19 protein-coding genes are annotated in these 20378 nt (G+C 60.4%); 9 read left to right on the top strand and 10 right to left on the bottom strand.

Going from position 1 to position 20378, the window contains the following annotated elements:
- Positions 1 to 334: 334 nt before the first annotated feature.
- The 7 genes from QQK25_RS13925 (at position 335) to QQK25_RS13895 (ending at position 5890) form a co-directional block, all read left to right on the top strand.
- Positions 335 to 1609, top strand: coding sequence for a nitrous oxide reductase family maturation protein NosD (locus QQK25_RS13925; RefSeq protein WP_438696439.1), 1275 nt, complete (start codon positions 335 to 337; stop codon positions 1607 to 1609).
- Positions 1590 to 2507 (top strand): ABC transporter ATP-binding protein, encoded by a 918-nt coding sequence (locus tag QQK25_RS13920; RefSeq protein WP_284188457.1) that lies wholly within the window; start codon positions 1590 to 1592, stop codon positions 2505 to 2507. Before QQK25_RS13925 ends, QQK25_RS13920 begins: the two co-directional genes overlap by 20 nt.
- An 842-nt stretch (positions 2508 to 3349) precedes the next feature.
- Positions 3350 to 4165: an ABC transporter permease gene (locus QQK25_RS13915; protein ID WP_306664087.1), complete on the top strand. Its 816-nt coding sequence runs from the start codon at positions 3350 to 3352 to the stop codon at positions 4163 to 4165.
- Positions 4162 to 4698 (top strand): nitrous oxide reductase accessory protein NosL, encoded by a 537-nt coding sequence (locus QQK25_RS13910; protein ID WP_284188455.1) that lies wholly within the window; start codon positions 4162 to 4164, stop codon positions 4696 to 4698. The genes QQK25_RS13915 and QQK25_RS13910 overlap by 4 nt, the downstream gene beginning before the upstream one ends.
- A 22-nt stretch (positions 4699 to 4720) precedes the next feature.
- Entirely contained in the window at positions 4721 to 4990 is a 270-nt protein-coding gene (locus QQK25_RS13905) for a hypothetical protein (RefSeq protein WP_153160880.1), read from the top strand.
- Between the two features lie 10 nt (positions 4991 to 5000).
- Positions 5001 to 5372: a toxin-antitoxin system TumE family protein gene (locus tag QQK25_RS13900; RefSeq protein ID WP_284188454.1), complete on the top strand. Its 372-nt coding sequence runs from the start codon at positions 5001 to 5003 to the stop codon at positions 5370 to 5372.
- A complete protein-coding gene (locus QQK25_RS13895) occupies positions 5369 to 5890 on the top strand; it encodes a nitrous oxide reductase accessory protein NosL (protein WP_284188453.1) in 522 nt (173 codons plus the stop codon). Before QQK25_RS13900 ends, QQK25_RS13895 begins: the two co-directional genes overlap by 4 nt.
- 245 nt (positions 5891 to 6135) lie before the next feature.
- On the opposite strand, the gene QQK25_RS13890 is transcribed toward QQK25_RS13895, so the two are convergent.
- The 6 genes from QQK25_RS13890 to QQK25_RS13865 form a co-directional block, all read right to left on the bottom strand.
- On the bottom strand, positions 6136 to 6900 hold the full coding sequence (locus tag QQK25_RS13890; RefSeq protein ID WP_284188452.1) for a hypothetical protein: 765 nt from the start codon (positions 6898 to 6900) through the stop codon (positions 6136 to 6138).
- 108 nt (positions 6901 to 7008) lie between these two features.
- Complete coding sequence (locus QQK25_RS13885; protein WP_284188451.1) at positions 7009 to 7656, bottom strand: hypothetical protein; 648 nt, start codon at positions 7654 to 7656, stop codon at positions 7009 to 7011.
- 225 nt (positions 7657 to 7881) lie between these two features.
- Entirely contained in the window at positions 7882 to 8349 is a 468-nt protein-coding gene (locus tag QQK25_RS13880) for a hypothetical protein (RefSeq protein ID WP_284188450.1), read from the bottom strand.
- A gap of 42 nt (positions 8350 to 8391) precedes the next feature.
- Positions 8392 to 9807 (bottom strand): phospholipase D-like domain-containing protein, encoded by a 1416-nt coding sequence (locus QQK25_RS13875; protein ID WP_284188449.1) that lies wholly within the window; start codon positions 9805 to 9807, stop codon positions 8392 to 8394.
- A 265-nt stretch (positions 9808 to 10072) separates the two neighbouring features.
- Positions 10073 to 11968, bottom strand: a complete 1896-nt coding sequence (locus tag QQK25_RS13870; protein ID WP_284188448.1) for a DUF262 domain-containing protein — start codon at positions 11966 to 11968, stop codon at positions 10073 to 10075.
- Between the two features lie 252 nt (positions 11969 to 12220).
- Positions 12221 to 12595 carry a hypothetical protein gene (locus QQK25_RS13865; protein ID WP_284188447.1) on the bottom strand — a complete coding sequence of 125 codons (375 nt, stop codon included), beginning with the start codon at positions 12593 to 12595 and terminating at the stop codon, positions 12221 to 12223.
- A gap of 1005 nt (positions 12596 to 13600) precedes the next feature.
- Here QQK25_RS13865 and QQK25_RS13860 point away from each other — a divergent pair.
- Complete coding sequence (locus tag QQK25_RS13860; RefSeq protein ID WP_284188446.1) at positions 13601 to 14086, top strand: hypothetical protein; 486 nt, start codon at positions 13601 to 13603, stop codon at positions 14084 to 14086.
- 24 nt (positions 14087 to 14110) lie between these two features.
- On the opposite strand, the gene QQK25_RS13855 is transcribed toward QQK25_RS13860, so the two are convergent.
- The 4 genes from QQK25_RS13855 to QQK25_RS13840 form a co-directional block, all read right to left on the bottom strand.
- Positions 14111 to 14632 carry a hypothetical protein gene (locus tag QQK25_RS13855; RefSeq protein WP_284188445.1) on the bottom strand — a complete coding sequence of 174 codons (522 nt, stop codon included), beginning with the start codon at positions 14630 to 14632 and terminating at the stop codon, positions 14111 to 14113.
- On the bottom strand, positions 14629 to 15438 hold the full coding sequence (locus tag QQK25_RS13850) for a peptidoglycan DD-metalloendopeptidase family protein (RefSeq protein ID WP_284188444.1): 810 nt from the start codon (positions 15436 to 15438) through the stop codon (positions 14629 to 14631). Before QQK25_RS13850 ends, QQK25_RS13855 begins: the two co-directional genes overlap by 4 nt.
- 725 nt (positions 15439 to 16163) lie before the next feature.
- On the bottom strand, positions 16164 to 16565 hold the full coding sequence (locus tag QQK25_RS13845; protein WP_284188443.1) for a c-type cytochrome: 402 nt from the start codon (positions 16563 to 16565) through the stop codon (positions 16164 to 16166).
- A 91-nt stretch (positions 16566 to 16656) separates the two neighbouring features.
- Entirely contained in the window at positions 16657 to 18861 is a 2205-nt protein-coding gene (locus tag QQK25_RS13840) for a TonB-dependent receptor (RefSeq protein WP_284188442.1), read from the bottom strand.
- 278 nt (positions 18862 to 19139) lie between these two features.
- Here QQK25_RS13840 and QQK25_RS13835 point away from each other — a divergent pair, with 278 nt between their 5' ends.
- Entirely contained in the window at positions 19140 to 20348 is a 1209-nt protein-coding gene (locus QQK25_RS13835) for a sialidase/neuraminidase family protein (RefSeq protein WP_284188441.1), read from the top strand.
- The last annotated feature ends 30 nt before the right edge of the window (positions 20349 to 20378 follow it).

Here is a 20378-nt window from a genome sequence, read left to right as displayed (position 1 = left end):
CTCGCATCGAACGCCCGGCGTTTCTGTTTCATCAAGTTCTCCTCTACGGGTGGATGATCCACCTATCGAGGTGTCCGAGGAAATTAGACCACTACACAAAGCGACTTTCACATCCCCGCGCCCGGATCACCCCCACCCCTGTAGGTCGGACTTCAGTCCGACACCACGGCTTGAGCCCGCCAACCGTTGTCGGACTGAAGTCCGACCTACAGGTGCAAGCCAGGCCGAGGGCTGCCGACCACATCGTCAGCCGGTCAACTTCACCCAAATCAAGGCCCGCTGCGACATTCCGCCGCACACTGCACGCCATCCGGACTTCCTCGTGCCTGTTGCCGTGCCCCTTTCATTCCGCCCGCTCCGCCTTGCTCTGGCCCTCCTCGCTGCAGGAACGGCCGCCGCTGCCCAGGCCGCCAGCTGGGACGTCAAGCCGGGTGAGTCGGTCCAGGCCACGATCAATCGCGCTGCGCCCGGCGACACCGTGCGCGTGGCCCGCGGGCATTACCCCGAAAACCTGCGCATCGACAAACCGCTCAAGCTCGTCGGCATCGACCGCCCCACCATCGACGGCCGCGGCAAGGGCGACACCATCCGCGTCACCGCTACCGACGTCACCATCGAAGGGCTGATCGTCGCGGATTCGGGCGCCGATCTGGGCGAGCAGAACGCCGGCATCTACCTCCAGCCCGGCGCCCACCGGGCCCGCGTTGCCCAATGCGATTTCAGCTACACCCTGTTCGGGCTGTGGATCGAGAAGGTCGAGGATGTGGTGATCGAGCACAACCTCATCACCGGCAAGCGCGATCTGGACTCGTCCCAGCGGGGCAACGGCATCCAGCTCTACAACACCACCGGCGCGAAGATCATCGGCAACGACATCAGCTTCGTGCGCGACGCCATCTACGTGGATGTCTCCCACAAGGCGCTGTTCCGCGGCAACAGGATGCACCACAGCCGCTACGGCACCCACTACATGAACTCCTACCACAACGTGTGGGAGGACAACGACACCTTCTACAACCGCGGCGGCCTCGCGCTGATGGAAGTGCGCGACCAGATCGTGCGCAACAACCGCGCCTGGGGCAATTCAGACCACGGCATCATGCTGCGGACCATCCAGGACGCCGTGGTCGAGAACAACATCGTTGCCGGCAACGCCCGCGGCTTCTTTATCTACGACGCCGAATACAACACCCTGCGTAACAACCTGGTGGTGGATAACCAGGTTGGCGTGCACCTGTGGGCCGGCTCCAAGCACAACGTGGTCGAGCAGAACGACTTCATCTCCAACCGCGAGCAGGTGAAATACGTCGCCTCGAAGGACGAGACCTGGGGTGCCAAGGAAGGCAACCACTGGAGCAACTACGTGGGCTGGGACCGCAACGGCGACGGCATCGGCGACGTGCCCTACGAAGCCAACGACATGGTCGATCGCCTGTCGTGGAAGCACCCGATGGTCAAGCTGCTGCTCGCCAGCCCCGCCATCCAGACCCTCCGCCTCATCAGCCAGCAGTTTCCGCTGCTGCGCGCCCCCAGCATCGTGGATCCAAAACCGCGCATGCGCCCCGAACATTCCGACTGGAGAAACTGGCTTGGCAAGCACTATCGTTGAAGCCCGCGGGGTGACCAAGGATTTCGGCACCGTTCAGGCCGTCAAAGGCGTCGATCTCGACATCGCCCCGGGCGAACTGTTCGGCCTCATCGGCCACAATGGCGCCGGCAAGAGCACCCTGTTCAAGATGATGCTCGGGCTCATCCCCGTCACCCGCGGGCAGATCCGCCTCGACGGCGAATCCGTCACCGGCCCGCGTTTCCGCGAGACCCGCCGCAAGATCGGCTACCTGCCCGAGAACGTCGTGCTCTACGACAACCTCACCGGGCTCGAAACCCTGTTCTTCTTTGCCGACCTCAAAGCCGTGCCGCGCAGCGAATGCGCTGGGCTGCTGGAGAAGGTCGGCCTCTCCCACGCCGCCGGCCGCCGCGTGCGCGAATACTCCAAGGGGATGCGCCAGCGCCTCGGCTTTGCTCAGGCTTTGCTTGGCACGCCGCGGCTGCTGTTTCTCGACGAACCCACCACCGGCCTCGACCCCGGCGCCATCCGCGACTTCTACCGCATCCTGCGCGAGCTCAAGGCCGAAGGCGTGACCATGGTGCTCACCTCTCACATCCTCGCCGAGATCCAGGAGCGGGTGGATCGCCTCGCCATCATGGAAGGCGGCCTCATCCGCGCCACCGGCACGGTGCAGGATCTGCGCGAAGCCATGAACCTGCCCCTCACCCTCGAGATCGCCGGCGGCGGCGGGCTCAAGGAGCAGGTCACCCGCCTGCTCGAGGGCATGGCCATCGAAAGCATCGAGGAAGCCGGCAGCGTGCTGCACATCCGCCTGCCCCGCGAAGCCAAGATGCCCGCCCTCACCCGCCTCGCCACCCTCGGCGACACCATGCGCGATCTCCACGTACGCGAACCGTCGCTGGAGGACGTTTTCTTCGGCTACCGGAGCGGCACATGAACAGCACCACCGCCCCTGTAGGTCGGACTTCAGTCCGACACCTCGCGCCCAGCCAGCCACCGTCTTGTCGGACTGAAGTCCGACCTACAGGACGGCAGCACGGCGCCTGGATGCCTGGCCTCAACCAGCAGCAAGACGATGCGCGAACCGTTGTTGGAGGACGTGTTCCTCCGCAACCAGCGCAGCGCATGAGCCCCCTCCCCCCTGTAGGTCGGACTTCAGTCCGACACCTCGCGCCCAGCCAACCACCGGTTTGTCGGACTGAAGTCCGACCTACAGGATGGCAGCGCGGCGCCGGGATGACCGGCCTCAACCAGCAGCAAAACGATGCGCGAACCGTTGCTGGAGGACGTGTTCATCCGCAACCAACCAAGCGCATGAACACCACCGCCCCTGTAGGTCGGACTTCAGTCCGACACCTCGCGCCCAGCCAACCACCGTTTTGTCGGACTGAAGTCCGACCTACAGGACGGCAGGGCGATGCCGGGACGGCCGGCCTCAATCAGCAGCAACATCGTGCGCGAACCGTTGCTGGAGGACGTGTTCATCCGCAACCAGCAAAGCGCATGAACCCCACAGCCCCTGTAGGTCGGACTTCAGTCCGACACCCCGCGCCCAGCCAACCAACGTCTTGTCGGACTGAAGTCCGACCTACAGGATGGCAGGGCGATGCCGGGATGACCGGCCTCAATCAGCAGCAACATCGTGCGCGAACCGTTGCTGGACGTTGCCTTCTTTGGATACCGCTCAGATAGCAGGTAACAGGACGTAGGACGTGGGTGAAACCACCTCCGCCCGCTCCCCACTACCCAACCCCCACTCCCCAAAACACCATGCTCTCCATCGACTTCAGACAGATCGGCATCATTGCCGGCAAGGAATTCTGGGACCGCATCCGCAATCGCTGGGTGCTGGCGGTGGCCATCGTGTTCACCGTGTTCGCCCTCGTCATCGCCTACTTCGGCGCGGCCCAGCAGGGCGCGGTGGGCTTCCGCTCCATTGATCTCACCATCGCCTCCCTCGTCAGCCTGGTGATCTACCTCATCCCGCTCATCGCCCTCATCCTCGGCTTCGACGCCATCGTGGGCGAGCGGGAGCGCGGCTCCCTCGATCTGCTCCTCACCCTGCCCATCACCCGCAAGGAGCTCATCCTCGGCAAATACGCCGGGCTCGCCGCGGCGCTGGCCTTTTCCACCATCGCCGGTTTTGGCGCGGTGGGGCTGATCCTCTCGCCCCAGCTCGATCTCAACGCCCTCTTCCACTACGCCGGCTTCATGGGCTCGGCCATTTTGCTGGGCTTTGCCTTCCTCAGCTTGGCGGTGATGCTCTCGGTGTTTGCGGGCGACCGCACCCGCGCCTCGGGCCTTGCCATCGGCACCTGGTTCTTCTTTGTGCTGGTGTTTGATCTGCTGCTGCTGGGCGCGCTGGTCGTCACCGCCGGTGACTACGGCGGCGCGATTTTCCCCTACCTGCTGCTGCTCAATCCGGCCGATGTGTTCCGCGTGCTCAACGTGTTCAGCCTTGAAGAAGTGCGCACCCTCTACGGCCTTGCCACCGTCTTCCCCGAAGCCCTGAGCCACCCTGCCACCCTCGGCGGCGTGATGCTCGCCTGGATCGTCGGCCCCCTGGCCGCTGCCATCTGGAGATTTGAACGATGAAACTGCCCCGCTCCGTGCCGCCCCTCGTCCTTCACACCGCCGCCCTGCTGGTGGCCGTCAGCCTGCTCAGCGCCTGCGGCAAGCAGGCCGGCAACAGCGTCGGCCCCGCCGAGATCACCAAAGAGAGCGCCTGCGCCCTCGACGGCATGTACCTCGCCGACTACCCCGGCCCCAAGGCGCAGATCCTCTACGAAGGCACCCCCACCCCCGAGTTCTTCTGCGACACCATGGAAATGTTCTCGCTGTATCTGAAGCCCGAACAGGCCCGCAAGGTCGCCGGCATCTACGTGCAGGATCTGGATAAAACCCCCTGGGAAGCCCCCAAGGGCAGCTGGATCGACGCCCGCAGCGCCTTTTATGTGGTCGGCTCCAAGAAGCGCGGCGCCATGGGCCCCACCATCCCCTCGTTTGGCACCCGCGAAGGCGCCACAAAGTTTGCCCAAGCGGAAGGCGGCAAGGTCTATCCTTTTGCCGAAGTCACCGCCGACATGGCCCGCCTCGACGGCGGCGCCCTCCACGACCAGCGCATGTAACCCTCACCGCCACCACACGCCCATGGACAGCTTCTACGACCGCCTCGACTTCGACGACGCCATCGAGATCGAACAGCTCTCCCGCCTGATGTACGAAGTCCGCGTAGCCCGCGACAACCTGCTCGCCCAGCTGGGCGCCGGCACACCCGAACAAGCCCTCGCCGCCATCCGCAGCGGCAACCTGCCCGAGCACCCCGGCTACGAGCAATACCTCACCACCCGCCTCCTCACCGATCTCCACGCCAACGTGCGCGCCCGCCTAGCCGAACGCACCCAGGCCGCCAACCGCTGACCGCCCCGCCATGAGCCTGCACCTCGACCTCGCCGCCGCCATCGAAGAACAGTTTGGCGAACACCTGGACGCCCCGGTGGACGTCAAGCTCGACGCCCTCATCGCCCGCCTCGACAACGGCGCCGTGCTCGAAGCCCGCATCGCCGCCCCCGACGCCTACGCCATCGCCTGGGCCTGGGGCGAAGCCGAACTGCGCATCGACACCGCCCCCCTGCACACCGATCTGGCCACCTTTCCCAATCACCTGCACGCCGCCGACGGTAAACTGCGCGCCGATCCCCTCACCCACTGCGGCGATGCCCCCATCGACAACCTGCGCCGGGTGATCCACGCCATCCTGCAAGACCCGCTGCTCGACAACACCCCCGGAGCCCAGCCATGATCCGCCGCGTTCTGCCCGCAATCGGCGCCGCCATCGTCCCCGCCCTCCTCGCCGCCCTCGTCATCGGCCAGCCCATTGCAGCAAGCGCCGCCGATCTATCCCCCCAATACGTCCAGCGCTCCACCCGCTGCCCCGTGTGCGGCATGTACCCCTACCGCACCCCTCAATGGACAGCGCAGATCGTCTTCAACGACCAGACCGCCAGCAGCTTCGACTCCCCCGCAGACATGTTCCGCTTCATCAACAACATGATGCTCTTCGACAAAACCCACAAACCCGCCGACATCGGCGCCATCTGGGTTGCCGACTACACCACTAAAGCCTGGGTAGATGCGAAGAAAGCCTTCTACGTCATCGGATCAAAAGCCCGCGGCCCCATGAACGAACCCAACCTCCCCGCCTTCGCCAGCCGCGAAGCGGCAGAGGCGCATGTGAAGGCCGAGGGGGGCAAGGTGCTGGGGTTTGGGGAGGTGACGCGGGAAGTCATCAAGAGCCTCGCCGGCGCGCATAACCACTAGGCTGGCAGTTCCAGGGCTCCCGCAGCTACGCATACCGCATTGACTTCTTTGCTGAGACCCAGCTAGCACATCTCAACAAAACAAAGAGTTGCGAAGTTGAGGTGGCTACAAAGCAGCCAAAAAACGATGTCATTCGCGTAGCTGCGGGAGCCCTGCTGGCAGTTCACCAAACAAACGAGATCTATATCCAGCAAAGAAAATCGTCGTCCTCCATCCACCCTAAAAGATCAACCTCTCTGAACAAGTCACTTCTCATCCAAAGCAGAAACATTCATTTCAGCAATTTTATCCAACCTCTTAAGTCTAACAAGTGAGGCATCATTTTTCTTTTTTATTTCGAACATAGATTTATATATTTCTAGTGCATCAGCAACCTCCTCAGCACAGCGCTTTTCAATAGCACTGACGTCGCCGCTCTCATACAACTCCCAAACCCCCTTCCCAGACTCCAAGACTTTGCCTTTAAGATATTTTTGATACAAAGCCGATTTTGTTTTGGGGTATGCAAAATAAGATTGATTAAACGCAAATTGGCAGAATGTGGCAACCGAAAGATCGATCTGGCGACACCCACACAAAACATCGTAAACCCGCTCATTACTAGCGATTGCATTCAAAGACATTCGAGCCAACAAAGCCGGAACGTCACTATGAGAAATTCCAATACCCGCAAGCATTAAAGAACCAGCCTGATCTTTAGACTCGATAGATTTCCACTCATCCTGAATCACTCGAAATATTTCGCACAAAACCTTCTCTTCGCTTCCAAGTTTCCACTCCCAAATGTTATGCCTCTTCCCAACACGATCTTGCATTGGATAGTAAGTCAGAAATGAGCCCCCTAGAATTTTGTGATCAGACAACACCGGGGAAAACGTCATCCCAGCCGGAGTCGAACGAGACCGATCCTTGGCAGGGACATAATATTCGAGATCAAAAAAGATTACTTTAGTCTTATTAGGATAAAATTTAAGCATTTTCAAAAAAATGAAATCAAGAGAAGCCAGCAATCGGAATTAAAATCTGAAACATCTCACAAGGCGGGGAAATTTGAGCGAAGTCATCCTAGCGTAATCTTCCATAACTCAACTGACGCCCAGTCTGAATAAATCTCACTGTTACTTCAGCGGCAAATCCGGCCGCAGCACATCCAGCATCTCCCGCGTCACCGCCCCCTGCAGCGAACACCCCACGCGAATGAACGCCGTTTCCCCGCTGTAAGGCTCGACCATCAGCACCCGCTCCACCGTCTTCGGTTTGGGCAAGCCCGGCTCGGTCACCTCCTTCACCCAGCCCCGCATTGGTTCGTCGTGATGCCACACCTCGGAGCGAACGAATACCTTGCCTTCTGTGCGCAAGCGCTCGCCCTCCCAGAACAGGCCACCAAGCTTCTGCGCCGCCTCGGTCGTGGACGTCGGCACCAGCAGCCCCCACGAAACAATCACCCCACCCGGGATACGCGTGATCTCGTCGAAGTAGCCGATCACGATGAGCCCGCGCACCTCCACCGGCAGCGCAAAGAAGCTCTTGCTCTCGGTGTCATGGGTCATGTCCGGCACCGGAAACGTCGCCGCACGCCCCCGGGCAATCACCTGCGCATGACGATCCAGCTCGCCACGGCTCGCGCTCACCTCATCGAAGAAACGCGCGTCGCAATAGGATAGAGACAAGACTAAGCGCTCGCCGAGGGATGTCTGGGCGTTGGCCGACGTGGCAAGCAGAAGCGCGGTAATCGCCGAGAAAAAACGTGAAGCTAACTGAGTCATTGTGTGGTCTCTAGACGCTTTGGAAAGAGGTCTGACTTCACCGTTCTTTGCTCGCTATCGGGCTAACAGGACCAAGCAGGCACCGATTGCGTAACTTGAGATCAATGTGGCTGCTTTCGACCCGATGCTGTCGCTGAATTTTTGAGGAAAGCTGTCGCTTAACTTTTAAACTCACCGGCCGCATGCGGCTTTATGCGCAAGGTTGCCGCGATGTAAAGCCAGTCATCACTCGCTGACCTCTGCCGAGGTCCATGACTCAAGCGCACAGTTCTTGTTGTACGGAACTAGCGTGTTTTCATTGAGTACGAATGCTCGATAACTCCGTTCCTTTGCCATTGCGGCGACAACCATTTGATAAGGGGTTCCGGTCATGCCAGAGAGGCTGATGCGCAAGACAACGGATTGCTCGGCGCCAAACTTGTATTGTTCACGCCATGGAGAGCCGAGAACCTCAACACCGCGGAACCGCGCGGACTTGTGATAGCAATTGACAGCCTGCATGGCAAAGTCAGCGACACTCTGCTGGAGCCTGGCAGTTTGCACTTGGCCCGGCGCGTTGTAGTTCTCGATTGCAGATGAGGTCGCCTGTGGGTTCTTAAGGGCAAACGCAAAGATCATTGATACCGGGTCCACATCGCCTCCTCGGTCAAAATGCTGAAAAAATAAAAAGTAGGTCGGATTAGCGAACCACAATCCGAATCGCACTAACGGACCTACCCATAGCTACGCGCAGCATCACTGCCAATACATAGTCATCCATTCACCTACTGTGCATTCACGATCCGTGAAAGGCTTGTTCCATAACTTCCGCAATAGCTCAGCCAACTTTTTTGCAGAGAGATCGTCAAGAGTGATCTGTGCAGTCGCCACTACTTCAGCGATCCGGTGTGTGACCAACGAATTGGTCCTATTCTTTGCCGCCTCCACCAATACTGAGTCACACCATGAACGAACAAAGCTTTCCCAGGCGGCCGTGTCCTGTCGAAAACGAGGCACGTCGGGAAACTCGTACCCACGGATGAAGCGCTCCCGAAATTCCGGATCGTTAGCCAGCAACATATCTTGCTCGAGCTTTCTATCGAAGCGATCTCCGTATCCGGCAACGGCTAAATCATTAGCATCTGCTTGCAAGTAATGCGTAGGATTCACATTAGACACCACCAGATCCTCCCAAACCTGCCCAAGAGATGAGAGAAAATTTGTCCGCTTCGCGTCCTTCCACTGTGCCAGTTCGGCGTTGGCCCTCAATTCATCGACCTTGACTTTGCGCACATCGGACGTCTTGGACTTCATCACCTCTGCGTGCTCTTCATAACAATCTTCGGAGATCCAATCGCCAAGATGGGTCCAGACAGCATAACGCGACTTCCACTGTGGCTTAGTTTCATCGTCGTCGTCCACTGGCGCCGCGTCCGAGCTATTTAGATAGCCAAAACGGACAACGTTCCGTTTGGTTTCCTCTGCGAACTGTCGATTTGCGAATATTTTGGCGACGAGATCTTGCGGCAGCGACTTCCTTAATGGGACGCTGACAGTCAAGAACTGAGGTGAATTGCGATATTGCGCAGCGAGCACCCCACGCTGCAGCCAAGTATCGAAACCGCTCGGCAATTTATCCGGTGCCATGCACTTGAACCCGGGAAGCAATAGGCTAGGCTGCTTACTCAAATCAATAGAGGCTTTGTCAATCTTTACGATCGCAGAGTCAGAGTCGAAACTGGCAAGGATGGTGTCGAAATATTCCGCCAGTTCCGAATCTTTTCCGATTGACAAGTCTACGTCAGCAATCAACTCGGCATTACTTTTTCCAGAAAATCCCGCATACGTTGCGTTTGCCGATCCGAACAAGAGTCTTCGCCTGCGATTTCTAGGCGCCTCCTCCCGCAGGTACTCAAAGTAGAACGCTTTCATGTGGACCAGTTGTTTCGCCCGCCCAAGCCGGATTTCCAATTCTGTTCCATAGTTGCGACACTCGGCGCTGATCTTGTTTAGATCTGCCCTACGAACCCCTTCGTCGACCAACAGGCATAAGCGCTCGGGTCTCAGCTCCTGCGCCAGTTTTTTCATAAAGTCAGGATCGACATAAGGCGTGACGATCAAGGCGACACTTGTCTTGAAGCCTTCGGGTACGTTCAGTAATTCAAAACTCATTTTGTCCCTTTAGATATCAGTTCTGGGGATTAAGTTGGCGCAGCGTAACTCGACATTGCGGGATCAGGCTGACTCGTACAGACAACATCAGTTTGATCAATGAAAAATTTCGACCCTGACCAACCGTTCGCGTATTTCAGCGGGGGTTGGCTGCTACCCGAGGCTGCTGCTGCCGATCGCTCAACCCAGACGACCACTTCCACTTGCCCAATTTAGAAGCCAACGTCGCGTAACACTATTCAAACAATATTTGTTCTCAGCGACGTCAAAAAAGTCGCTCCAACTGCTCCTTCGACCAGATTTTCGAAGCAAGATCAACATAGAAGTTTGCGCGACAATCTAAGGTTGAACTATCCGCATAACCAATCGCCGCGCAAGCAATACCGGTTTCAGTCGCAAATTTCGCCCAGTTGGGCTGATTCAGAAAGAATCCATCGGTAAGTGTCTGTGCGAGTATGTTTTCGCCTGAATACCTCTGAAGTTTGTCGGTATAGGCCATGTCTTTCATGGATCTATTTCGCCCGCGCGGCAGCAAAATCAAACCGCCAATACCATTTCGCTTCGCCGCGAATTCTGAACTCGAAGAGAAAGGGGTACCTCCTGCTTTTGAGATATCAGAATTTGCCTGGACAAAATTGTTAGCGAGTAAGTGTTCGATATCAAAGGTTCTGGAATCTCTACTCCGGTCCACATAATCGGCAAATCCAACGCGATTTGTCAAATCGAGAGCCCGCTCAAGATACTCAGCCAGTCTTGATAGCAAGTGCAAAAGGTCCTGCCTCTTGATGCTGTCATAGGATGCAGTTCGCAGACCTTCGATCTTATCGCGTTCGCTATCAATGCGAGAAACTAGCTTTGTCTTCAGCACTCCAGGATCCGAATCCCGAATATCTTTTGTCAACTCGAAAATTAAATCCCGAATATTGTCATACGTATTTTCTTTTCCGTTTACGACTCTAATTGTCGCAAGGTAATCCAAGAAATATGAAATCGTTTTAATCTTCTTCGTCGCCTCGGAGGTGGTGTCCGTCGGCTTAACCGCACTGAGAATCACCATCGACTGAAGAGTGAGGTCGCGGGCTCCATTAAAGAACACATGAGGGAAATTTTCGTGGTACTGCTGCTCACTCTGCTTAATGCGACAATACAGATCGACATAATATGGCAAGGTCCCTGTCAGCAGATTTGAAAAATCGTCGCTCGTTTTAAGTCCCAAGAGGTCTTTATTATCCATCACCCAACGATGATAGCTATCACCAATTAGCTCGAAGTCTCCTGGAGCATCCCCACGTTTTTTTCCTCGACTCGTGTTGGCATACTTGCTGCGAATCCATGTCTTGAAAAAGTTGGAATCTTCGTCATTGCCGAGTGCTTTAAGCTTTTGGATGCATTGCGTCCACATTTCGTGAGCTGCGCGATTTTCTTCATTCGTCGATATACTCGATAGCAAAAAACCTTTCAATAGATCGATCGGACTCAACTTCAATCCGCGGTCATTCATTGTCACAAAGACTTTGTGCCCGTCTTGTTCGCAAGGGACTCCAATCTGGAACATACAAACACAGTCAGTCAAAAAATCAAACAAGTGCGGGAGTCGGCCCTGATCTTTGATTTCTGCAGCAAGTGATTTTTCGATTTCCTGGTAAAGCGCCCAGAGCCTCTCAGTGCCGGAGTCTTTGTCTGGGATTGATTCCACTTGGGCGGCAAGATCATCGTCGTCTAACGTGCCGTCGATTAATAAATCGAATAGACTATGGCGTGGAGTGTCCATATCGAGATTGAATTCGTTTTGCCCGGCCACTCGACGGCGGATATTTTGATCTACTGGGGAAATCTCAAGATCAGGTAATTTCCTATTCAAACGATGGACGTAGGATAAGAGCAGGGTAAGTGTAGTAATTCGTTGCTGCCCGTCGACAATGGCGTTACCTCCTTGGGCGACCGGAGTTGTAATAATTGTTCCCAGAAAGTAGTTATCATAGCCGAGCACATCTTTCCGTCCATGTCCTGGCTTCCAGGACGACAAGAATGCCTCCTGTATATCTGTTAGCAATTCCTGGAGATGCTTTGCTTCCCATTTGTAGTCACGTTGAAATGTCGGCAGCACAAACTTCTGCTGCAAACAAGTGTTTACTGTCTTGCGATCGAAAGTAATTTGCATTCTTGAATTGATGACAAAGTTAATAAGAACTGTTCCACGATGCAGGGGTTTAGGCAGTTCTGCAACGTCTGCATCGGTCGGCGAACGGGGGCTGACGTTGATTGCTTGAACGTCGGCTCACTGCCGTGTTGTAGCCGTTCGTGGCGTAAATCCCAATAATTAATGAAAGACCGGAACTGGCCGTTAGCAGTCCCCCAGCCAGCCCAACCGCACCACCCGGGGGTTTCTTCACTTCTTACCTAGCAGCCTCCCTCACCCCGCATCCTTCCCCTTCTTCCCCCGGCCGCCGCCGGTCTTCTTTTCGGACTTCTTTTTCAGGCCCATCGATGCAAGTTCGTCCGAATCTTCACCGTAGTTGGCGCGGACCTGGTTCTTGCAGCCGTTCACGACGTCGTGGCGCTTGTGTTCGGCGATGGCGCGGGCGTCGCGGATGGCTTTGTAGGTGTTGTAGGCGACGGTTTCAGCTTCGTTCAGACGCAGGCATTCTTCGTGGGCTGCGGTGGCGGCTTCGAGGCTGAACTCGGGATTGGAGGATTTGTAGTCGGCGATGCTCTTGAGGCCGTAGTAGGCCGCTTCGTCGGCGCGGAGGACGGCCGGGGCGAGGTTCTTGAGTTGCACTTTCGTCATGATGGTTTCCGTTACTGGATTGAACATGGAATGTGGCGCCACGACGAAATGTTACAGTTGGGCGGCATGTTGAGGAATATGCCATTGGATATAGAACGCTCAAAAACCCGATAAAAAGACGGGATTTTTTATACGGAAAGGGGTTGTCTGCCGGATTTTTCTGGGCAAGGGGTGGGGATGGTGTGATTGCCGTAACGGCAATTGGACGATGCGGCGGCGCAGCAATAATGGCTGGGGTTGATGGGCTTGTCGGGTATAGCGAGGGCCGGGGTTTGCGGGGGTGGTGACGGGTTGGCGGTTTGGTCGTGAAGTGCGTGGAGGTGCAGTAGCATGGGTGGGCGACTGAAGTCGCCCCTACGGGGTGGGGGTTGGGCGAGTCCCGGGGGCCTTCTTCATGCTGAAGGTGCAAACCTTCATGTTGACCTGCGTAACCCTTATGTTGACCGTCGCTACCTTTATGTTGGGCCGTGCACTGTTCTTGTTGACGGCGCTAACCTTTCAGTTGACTGCCGTAACCTTTATGTTGGGTCGCCAACTAAAGGGTTAGGACGGTGCACTGTTTAGGTTGACGATCCAACATAAGGGTTTGGCTTGCCAACATCGTCTGTTGCGTCGTGCACTGCTTTCTGCGGTGGCGCGATCGCCTTGAACCGGGGGCCGGCATACGATGTTGGGTGGCGTGATGAAGGATGGGGCTGCGGGACTGAAGGGTGTGGGGCGGCGACTGCCGGGTTGGCGGGTGTGACTGCCTGGGTATGGGGGCGCTTGCTTCGGTCGTGGCGTTGCGAGGGGGCGTGGCGGGCCGCCTGCCCTTTTTCGAGACTCGATCAGGTACGTCGTCACCACACAACCCGTGCCCCCGGCGCCGCGTTCAGGCATCATGTCGGCCCTTACCGCTCACGGGGAAACGCCGGGGTCTTTCCGCGTTTCCTGGCCCCCTTGGGGGGCGGGCCCGGCATCGCCCGGCCCAGGAGCCTAGAACAACCCGCCCACAAAGGCCCGATCATGTACCCCATCAACGACATCGACGCCCAGCTGCTGCTGGCCACCCTGATTGCTTCCAAGCGGCGCCCGGCCGAGCTGGTGGAGATTGTGGCGGCGGCGGATGTGCTGGGCTGCCCGGTGACGTCGGGCAACCTGTGGGCCGAATCCTTCCGGCGTTTTGCCACCCATGATCTAATGGTGGCGGTGGATGGCCGCTACACGCTCACGCCGGCGGCCCTGGCGCTGGGCGAGAAGCTGCCCAAGAAGGCGGATACCGCCGAGCGGGTGTTTCTGGTGCGCGAGCGCCTGTCGGAATACACGCCGGCCGAGAAGACCGCGTCGATCCCCATGAGCGTGGAGCAGATGGAGGCGGCGATGGCCGAGCACGCCGCCAATGCCAAGCAGGGCGGCAAGAACCTGCTGATGCCCAAGCCCAAGCTCACCGAAGAAGAAGAACAACGCCGCCGCGGCCCCCATCGCCGCTTCGGCGGCCGCGGCCGGGGTTGATCGCCCCGCGCGCGGCCTGATGGTTCAGGGTGCTTCGGTGCCCTGCGCCACCCACCAGCGCCGTCCGTTCCAGTACATCAGCACGTCCGGCCCGGCTTCGGTGCCGAGCAGCACGCCATCGCCTTTCCAGCGCCGGGAGATGCGCGGCCAGTCCTTGATGGCGGGGTCGCTGCGCAGCAGCAGCTTGAGGGGCTTGTCGTCTTCTTCCCATAGGGGCGTGGCAAAGAAGCGCGGTTTCTGGATGAGATCGCAGTAGCGGCCGTGGGCGATCACGATGGTCAGCAGCCCCGGCTCGAAACGCCGCCGAAAGCCCGACCAGGGATCGGACGCCCGGTCCGCCACCGGGGCCGATACCGTGCCCGGCGGCAGCACCCACAGGCGATCAGGCTTGCCGTCGCCATCAAAATCGCCCTCCCATACTTTGGCTGGCTGCCCGTTGTAGGTGGGCGGCCCGGCGTCGCACAGGCTGGGGGTGGCAAGGGCGGCGCCGCTGGCGGCAAGACTTGCGATGAAGGCCAGCGCAAGCCGGCGGGGGGCAAAACTCATGGGGTGGCGAGCCTCGTTTTCCAGTCGTTGAGGAAGGGTGTCGGGTCGATGAGATCGGCGCGACGCATAAAGGGTACGCCATCGCGGCGCTTTGCGGAGGTGTCGGCGGATTTCTGGCTGAGGCTGCCGCTGGCATCGCCCTTGTACATCTCGAGATGCAGCATGGCGCTGGGCACGTTGATGCCAATCAGCAGGCCCACCTTGGCAATCGGCTGGCCGATCTTCACGGTGTCGCCCTTACGCAGGGTGCAGCCGGGCTTGATCTCGCCGTAGCGCAGCACGAAGTCGCCGTGGTCGATCTCCAGGGCATCGGTTTCGGCGTAGAAGGCGTAGGGGTCGCGCAGCACCGTGCCGTCGCGCACCGCGTAGATGGTGCGGCCCACCGGGGCATACAGGTCGCAGCCGGCGTGGGCGCGCTTGCCGCCGTTGCGGTTTGATCCGAAGGATCGCGGCGAATGGGCCCAGTCGGCCGTGGCGGGCTGGGCGAAGGGAAAGCAGGTGTCGCCCGGCGGCGGCACGCTCACGCTGCCCTCCACCACCGCGGCAAGGCGCTGCCAGGTGCGCCCACCGGGGTCGATGCGGCCATCGACCCCAAAGCCCGAGAGGCTCTGGAAGGCACGGATGGCCTTGACGGTCCCGGACGAACGCGGCGGACGACCAATGGCGCCATCCACCCCGCCAGGGTTGATCTCGGGCCGCCCGAGCAGCTGGGCCGCCTGGGTAAGAAGCTGCTGGACGACCGTGACATCCGGCGCGAGGTTCTTGGCGCCCTTCTCCCATGCGCCAACCGATGCGGTGATTTCCATGATGGGTTCTCCAGGGTTTGGGCAGCAGCAGCGAAGGACTGCATCGCCCCTGCTGTTTAGCATAGTCGCTGACAGCGGCTTTTTGATGCACGGCCATGTAGGTCGGACTTTAGTCCGACAACCGCGCGTCAATCGGGCCGTGATGTCGGACTGAAGTCCGACCTACAGGATGGTGGTGGGGGAAGGGTCTTCCGGCACGCAAGGGCCGTGTTGCGGGGCGGTGAGGCACCCGGGCTGATCAGGCACGACCATGTAGGTCGGACTTTAGTCCGACAACGGTGCGTCAATCCGGCCGTGATGTCGGACTGAAGTCCGACCTACAGGATGGTGGTGGGGGAAGCGTCGTCCGGCACGCATGGGCCGTGTTGCGGGGCGGTGAGGCACCCTGGTTGATCAGGCACAGCCCTGTAGGTCGGACTTTAGTCCGACAACGGTGCGTCAATCCGGCCGCGGTGTCGGACTGAAGTCCGACCTACAGGATGGTGGTGGGGGGAGCGTCTTCCGGCACGTATGGGCCGTGTTGCGGGGCGATGAGGCACCCGGGCTGATCAGGCACAACCCTGTAGGTCGGACTTTAGTCCGACAACCGTGCGTCAATCCGGCCGTGATGTCGGACTGAAGTCCGACCTACAGGAGGTAGATATCTGCGCGAAAAAAAAGCCCGGTCATCGCTGACCGGGCCGTGGCGCGCTGGGAGGAACGCGCTTGAGGTAAACGTCGTGGGCTTATTCGGATCTGGCGATCATGAAGTCGACGATCAGCTTGACCTCGTCGTCCTTCAGGGCCGGGTTGCCGCCCTTGGCGGGCATGGCGCCCTTGCTGCCGTTGAAGCCTTCGATGGCGTGCTTGTAGAGGGTGTCCTTGCCCTGGGCGATGCGCGGGCCCCAGTCGGCCTTGTCGCCGAGCTTGGGTGCGCCGGCCACGCCGGTCTGGTGGCACATGGCGCAGGTCTTCTTGAAGAGGGCTTCACCCTGGCCACCGTCGGCGGCAACAGCGGCAACCGGGGCGGGTGCCGGCGCAGCGGCAGCGGGTGCAGCGGCGGGAGCTTCGGTCTTGGGGGCTTCAGACTTGCCGCAGGCGGCGAGCAGGCCAACGAGGATCAGGGGGAGCAGTTTCTTGGGCGACATGGTTTCTCTCATGATGAATCGGGGGTGAGGCGCATGGTATGCGGCCAGGCCGCCGCGCCTCATTGACCCGAATCAATTGCCGCATTGCGCCTCAGAAACGCACCCGCACGCCCGCCGTAAGCGTGCGCGGCTGCGACAGCGTGCGGTTGTAGGGCTGGTTGTAGGCGTAGGTGTTCTCGGAATAGCCGCGGTCGAAGAGATTGACCACGCTGCCGAATAGATCGACGGTCTTTTCGAGCGCGTAGGTGGCGCTGGCATTGACGATGGTGTTGGAACCCTGCCCGAAGCGCATGGTGCTGCTGTTGCTGGTGGTGTCGAGCAGCATCGCGCCGATGTAGCGGACTTCGGCAAAGGTGCGCAGGCGCGGGGTGGGTTTCCAGTTGGCGCCGAGGCTGGCGAGATCCTTGGGCACGCCGGCCAGCTGCACGCGCAGCGGATCGGTGACGATGCCACCGTGACGGGTAAGGTAGGTTTCGGTGTGGGTGTACCAGGCGTCGAGGCTCAAGTCGTGACTGATGCGCCAGTTGCCGGAGAGCTCGATGCCGTGGGAGCGGCCGTCCTGGTCGTTGGTGTAGTACTTGGCCGAACCGCCGCAGCCGGGCAGCGCCGCGCCGCCGCAGATGAGCTGCACCTGAGCCGGCGCGCTGCCGGCCTTGGCGGTGTAGGTGGCGATCATGTCCTTGATGTCGTACATGAAGTAGGTGGCCGAGAGGCTCAGCGGGCCCTTGCGGTAGTCGCTGCCTACTTCCCAGCCGGTGAGCGTCTCGGGCGCCAGATCGGGGTTGGCGATGGTGGTGCTGGTGCCGGTGCCGAAGGTGCGGGTGAGGTTGTTGAAGCCGGGCGCGCGGAAGGCCTTGTAGGCAGCGGCGCGCAGGGATGCAGCGTCGGTGAGCTCGTAGCGCAGTGCAAGGCTGGGGTTGAAGGCGGTCTTGTCGCTGGCGGGCAGGTCGCCCCCGGTGGTCACGCCGGCGGCGGTGGTGCGGGTGTTGGCCCGGTCGCTGATGCGCCAGGTGTCGTAGCGGGCGCTGAGGGTGATCTCCAGCGGGTCAATGGGGAAGACGCGGGTCTGGCCGAAGAGGCCGGTGAAGGTCTGGCGGCCTTCGCCCGAGGTGGTGCTGTTGAAGTTGCCCTGCGGTCTGGCCGGGTTGCTGGGCGTGGTGTAGAAGTATTCGGTGTCTTCGGCCTTGAGGCCGCGGTAGTCGACACCGGCCTCGAAGCCCGTCCATTTGCCCGCCAGCCGCTGGCTGTAGGTGAGCGAGGCGCCCTGCTCCTGGTAACGCTGGTGGCCGTACTGGGTGTAGAACTCGACGACGTTGGAATTGACGCTGGCCGGGGTGAGGCTGGCGCTGTTGCTGTTTACGCAGCTGGTGCCGCCCTGGTAGTAGCAGCTGCTGCCGTTGTACTTCTCGAAGCGCACCTGCTGGGCCCAGGCGTTGGCGCTGAGGCTGCTGGTGCCGAAGGCCTTGGTGAGGTTGGCGGCAAAATCCGGGCTGCGCTGAACGTTGCTGCCGTTCTCGTAGCTGATGTCCTGATCCTGCACGTGATAGCCGAGGCGCACGAAGCCGGAAAGATCCGCCGCGGGCTTGAAGTAGGTGGTGAGCTGGACGTTGCGGTTCTCGGTGACCACCGCGCCCTTGTGGGGGAAGCGCCACAGGTATTCGGAGGGCGTCGTCTGGTAGCCGTCGGTGTGGTAGATGTCGGCGGCGAGGTGGAAGCTCAGCGCATCCGACACCGCAAAGTTCTTCGACACCGCCACATTCACCGTGCCCCGGCTACCCACCGACACCATGGCTTCGCCGGCGTTGTCCTTGACGCGCTTGCTCACCACATTCACCACGCCGGCCACCGCCATGTTGCCCCACAGGCTGGAGTTGCCGCCGCGCACGATCTCGACGCGCTCGATGTTGGAGAGCGGCAGCTTGAACCACTGGGTGGTCATGTAGAACGGGTCGTGGATGGGCACGCCATCGAGCAGCACCAGCACCTTGGCGTTGCCCAGGCCGCGCATCTTGGTCTGGTGGCCCGTCGGGTCGGACTGGGTGGCCGGCACGCCGGTGAAGTTCATCCCGGGGATGTTGCGCAGCAGCTGGTCGAGGGTTTGCGCCGGGGATTCCTCGATCTCGGCGCGGGAGATCACGGTGGTGTGGAGCGGCATCTCCTCGACGCGGGTCTCGCTGCGGCTGGCGGAGATGGTCACCGCGTCGAGCTCGCGCGGCTCGGCGTTGTCGGCGGCCAGCGCGAAGGGAGAATTCATCAATGCAATTGCGATGGCCAGCGGCCGGAGGGTGGTGTTCATGCCAGCTCCTATTTGTTCTTATTGGGGGTTTCAATTACAGGACTATTGGCAGGATTATCGACGCGACACTGCGACAGGCCGGTGCGGCATATCGCCACACCCGTGCCGCAGCGCGGCTGTAAAACACTGATTCATAAGTATTTGATAATGAACACCTGGCAAGAGAAGGATGGACGACACCCACCCCGGCGGCTACCATTCATTTCCTTGGCCAATCCGGATTCGGAAACGCCAATTAACAGATGAAAATAGAACCGGAATTGATCTGAAATAAGTCGATGATTAAATCTGCACTGATTGAAATCCGTTCCGTGCTGGGCGCGAGCCTCGTCGCCGTCGCGATGGCGCTACCGCCCCACGCCTTCGCCCACGACGCGGCGATGCACGCCGCCCCCGCCAAGGCCGCGCGGGTCGAACTCGCCACCGCCGCAGCTTTTGGCCCGGACGGCCAGCTCTACGCGGTGAGCAAGAATGGCGGCCACCTTCAGCTCATCCGCAGCCACGACGACGGCGCCAACTGGAGCGCGCCGCTGCGGGTGAATGCCGAGCCCGAACCCATCGCCGCCGATGGCGACAGCCAGCCGCGCATCGCCTTCAACCGCGATGGCGATCTGCTGGTGAGCTGGACCAAGCCCCTGACCCGCCCCTACACCGGCGAGATCCGCCTCGCCCGCCTGCCCGTCGGCGCAGCCGCCTTCGATGCGCCGATCACCGTGCACCACGACCGGGCCGAGATCACCCATCGCTTCCAGAACATCCTCGCCGGGCCCGATGGCCGCGTCACCGCGGTGTGGATCGACAAGCGCGACCAGGAAGCCGCCAAGGCGCAGCGGGAGCCCTACCGGGGCGCGGCGATCTACGCGGCCGTCTCCACCGACGGCGGGCGCAGCTTTGCGCCCGAGGTGCGGGTGGCCGATCACTCCTGCGAGTGCTGCCGCATCGCCCTCGCGGCCGACCGGGACGGCGCGCCCATCGCCCTGTGGCGCCACGTGTTTGCGCCGGACGAGCGCGACCACGCCATCGCCCGCCTGAAGCCGGACGGTTCGCCCGAGCGCGTCGACCGCGCCACCTTCGACCGCTGGCGGGTGGACGCCTGCCCCCACCACGGGCCGGCGCTGGCGGTGGATGAAGCCGGCACCCGCCACGCCACGTGGTTCAACGTGAAGGACGACGAGGGCCGTGTCTTTTACGGGCGGATCGGCGTGAACACTGTGGAGGGGCAGATTCCGGTGGGCGGCCCGCGGGCGGCCCACGCCGACATCGCCATCGCAGGCGGCGTGCTGGCGATCGTCTGGAAGGAGTTCGACGGCGAGCAGAACCGCCTGCGGGGGATGCGCTCCACCGATGGCGGGCGCAGCTTTGAAACCTTCGAGATCGCCGCCACTGCCGGCGCCGCCGACCAGCCCCGGGCGCTGGTGAAGGGCGGCAAGCTGTACGCCTTCTGGCGTCAGGCGGACGAGGGCTTCCGGCTCTATCCGCTGCCCTGAGCACCCGCCACCCAACCCAACGGCCTGCCT

It is taken from the genome of Zoogloea oryzae (assembly GCF_030161255.1).
In the GTDB taxonomy this organism is placed as follows: Bacteria; Pseudomonadota; Gammaproteobacteria; order Burkholderiales; family Rhodocyclaceae; genus Zoogloea; species Zoogloea oryzae.
Note: the sequence above shows the minus strand (reverse complement) of the source record. Positions and strands in the feature narration are given on the sequence as shown.

Excerpts from the sequence above, each read along its gene's own strand:
- QQK25_RS13910 (WP_284188455.1), top strand. The coding sequence starts at position 4,162 with ATGAAACTGCCCCGCTCCGTGCCGCCCCTCGTCCTTCACACCGCCGCC.
- QQK25_RS13905 (WP_153160880.1), top strand. The coding sequence starts at position 4,721 with ATGGACAGCTTCTACGACCGCCTCGACTTCGACGACGCCATCGAGATC.
- QQK25_RS13900 (WP_284188454.1), top strand. The coding sequence starts at position 5,001 with ATGAGCCTGCACCTCGACCTCGCCGCCGCCATCGAAGAACAGTTTGGC.
- QQK25_RS13895 (WP_284188453.1), top strand. The coding sequence starts at position 5,369 with ATGATCCGCCGCGTTCTGCCCGCAATCGGCGCCGCCATCGTCCCCGCC.
- QQK25_RS13885 (WP_284188451.1), bottom strand. The coding sequence starts at position 7,656 with ATGACTCAGTTAGCTTCACGTTTTTTCTCGGCGATTACCGCGCTTCTG.
- QQK25_RS13875 (WP_284188449.1), bottom strand. The coding sequence starts at position 9,807 with ATGAGTTTTGAATTACTGAACGTACCCGAAGGCTTCAAGACAAGTGTC.
- QQK25_RS13870 (WP_284188448.1), bottom strand. The coding sequence starts at position 11,968 with ATGCAAATTACTTTCGATCGCAAGACAGTAAACACTTGTTTGCAGCAG.
- QQK25_RS13865 (WP_284188447.1), bottom strand. The coding sequence starts at position 12,595 with ATGACGAAAGTGCAACTCAAGAACCTCGCCCCGGCCGTCCTCCGCGCC.
- QQK25_RS13860 (WP_284188446.1), top strand. The coding sequence starts at position 13,601 with ATGTACCCCATCAACGACATCGACGCCCAGCTGCTGCTGGCCACCCTG.
- QQK25_RS13855 (WP_284188445.1), bottom strand. The coding sequence starts at position 14,632 with ATGAGTTTTGCCCCCCGCCGGCTTGCGCTGGCCTTCATCGCAAGTCTT.
- QQK25_RS13850 (WP_284188444.1), bottom strand. The coding sequence starts at position 15,438 with ATGGAAATCACCGCATCGGTTGGCGCATGGGAGAAGGGCGCCAAGAAC.
- QQK25_RS13845 (WP_284188443.1), bottom strand. The coding sequence starts at position 16,565 with ATGTCGCCCAAGAAACTGCTCCCCCTGATCCTCGTTGGCCTGCTCGCC.
- QQK25_RS13840 (WP_284188442.1), bottom strand. The coding sequence starts at position 18,861 with ATGAACACCACCCTCCGGCCGCTGGCCATCGCAATTGCATTGATGAAT.
- QQK25_RS13835 (WP_284188441.1), top strand. The coding sequence starts at position 19,140 with ATGATTAAATCTGCACTGATTGAAATCCGTTCCGTGCTGGGCGCGAGC.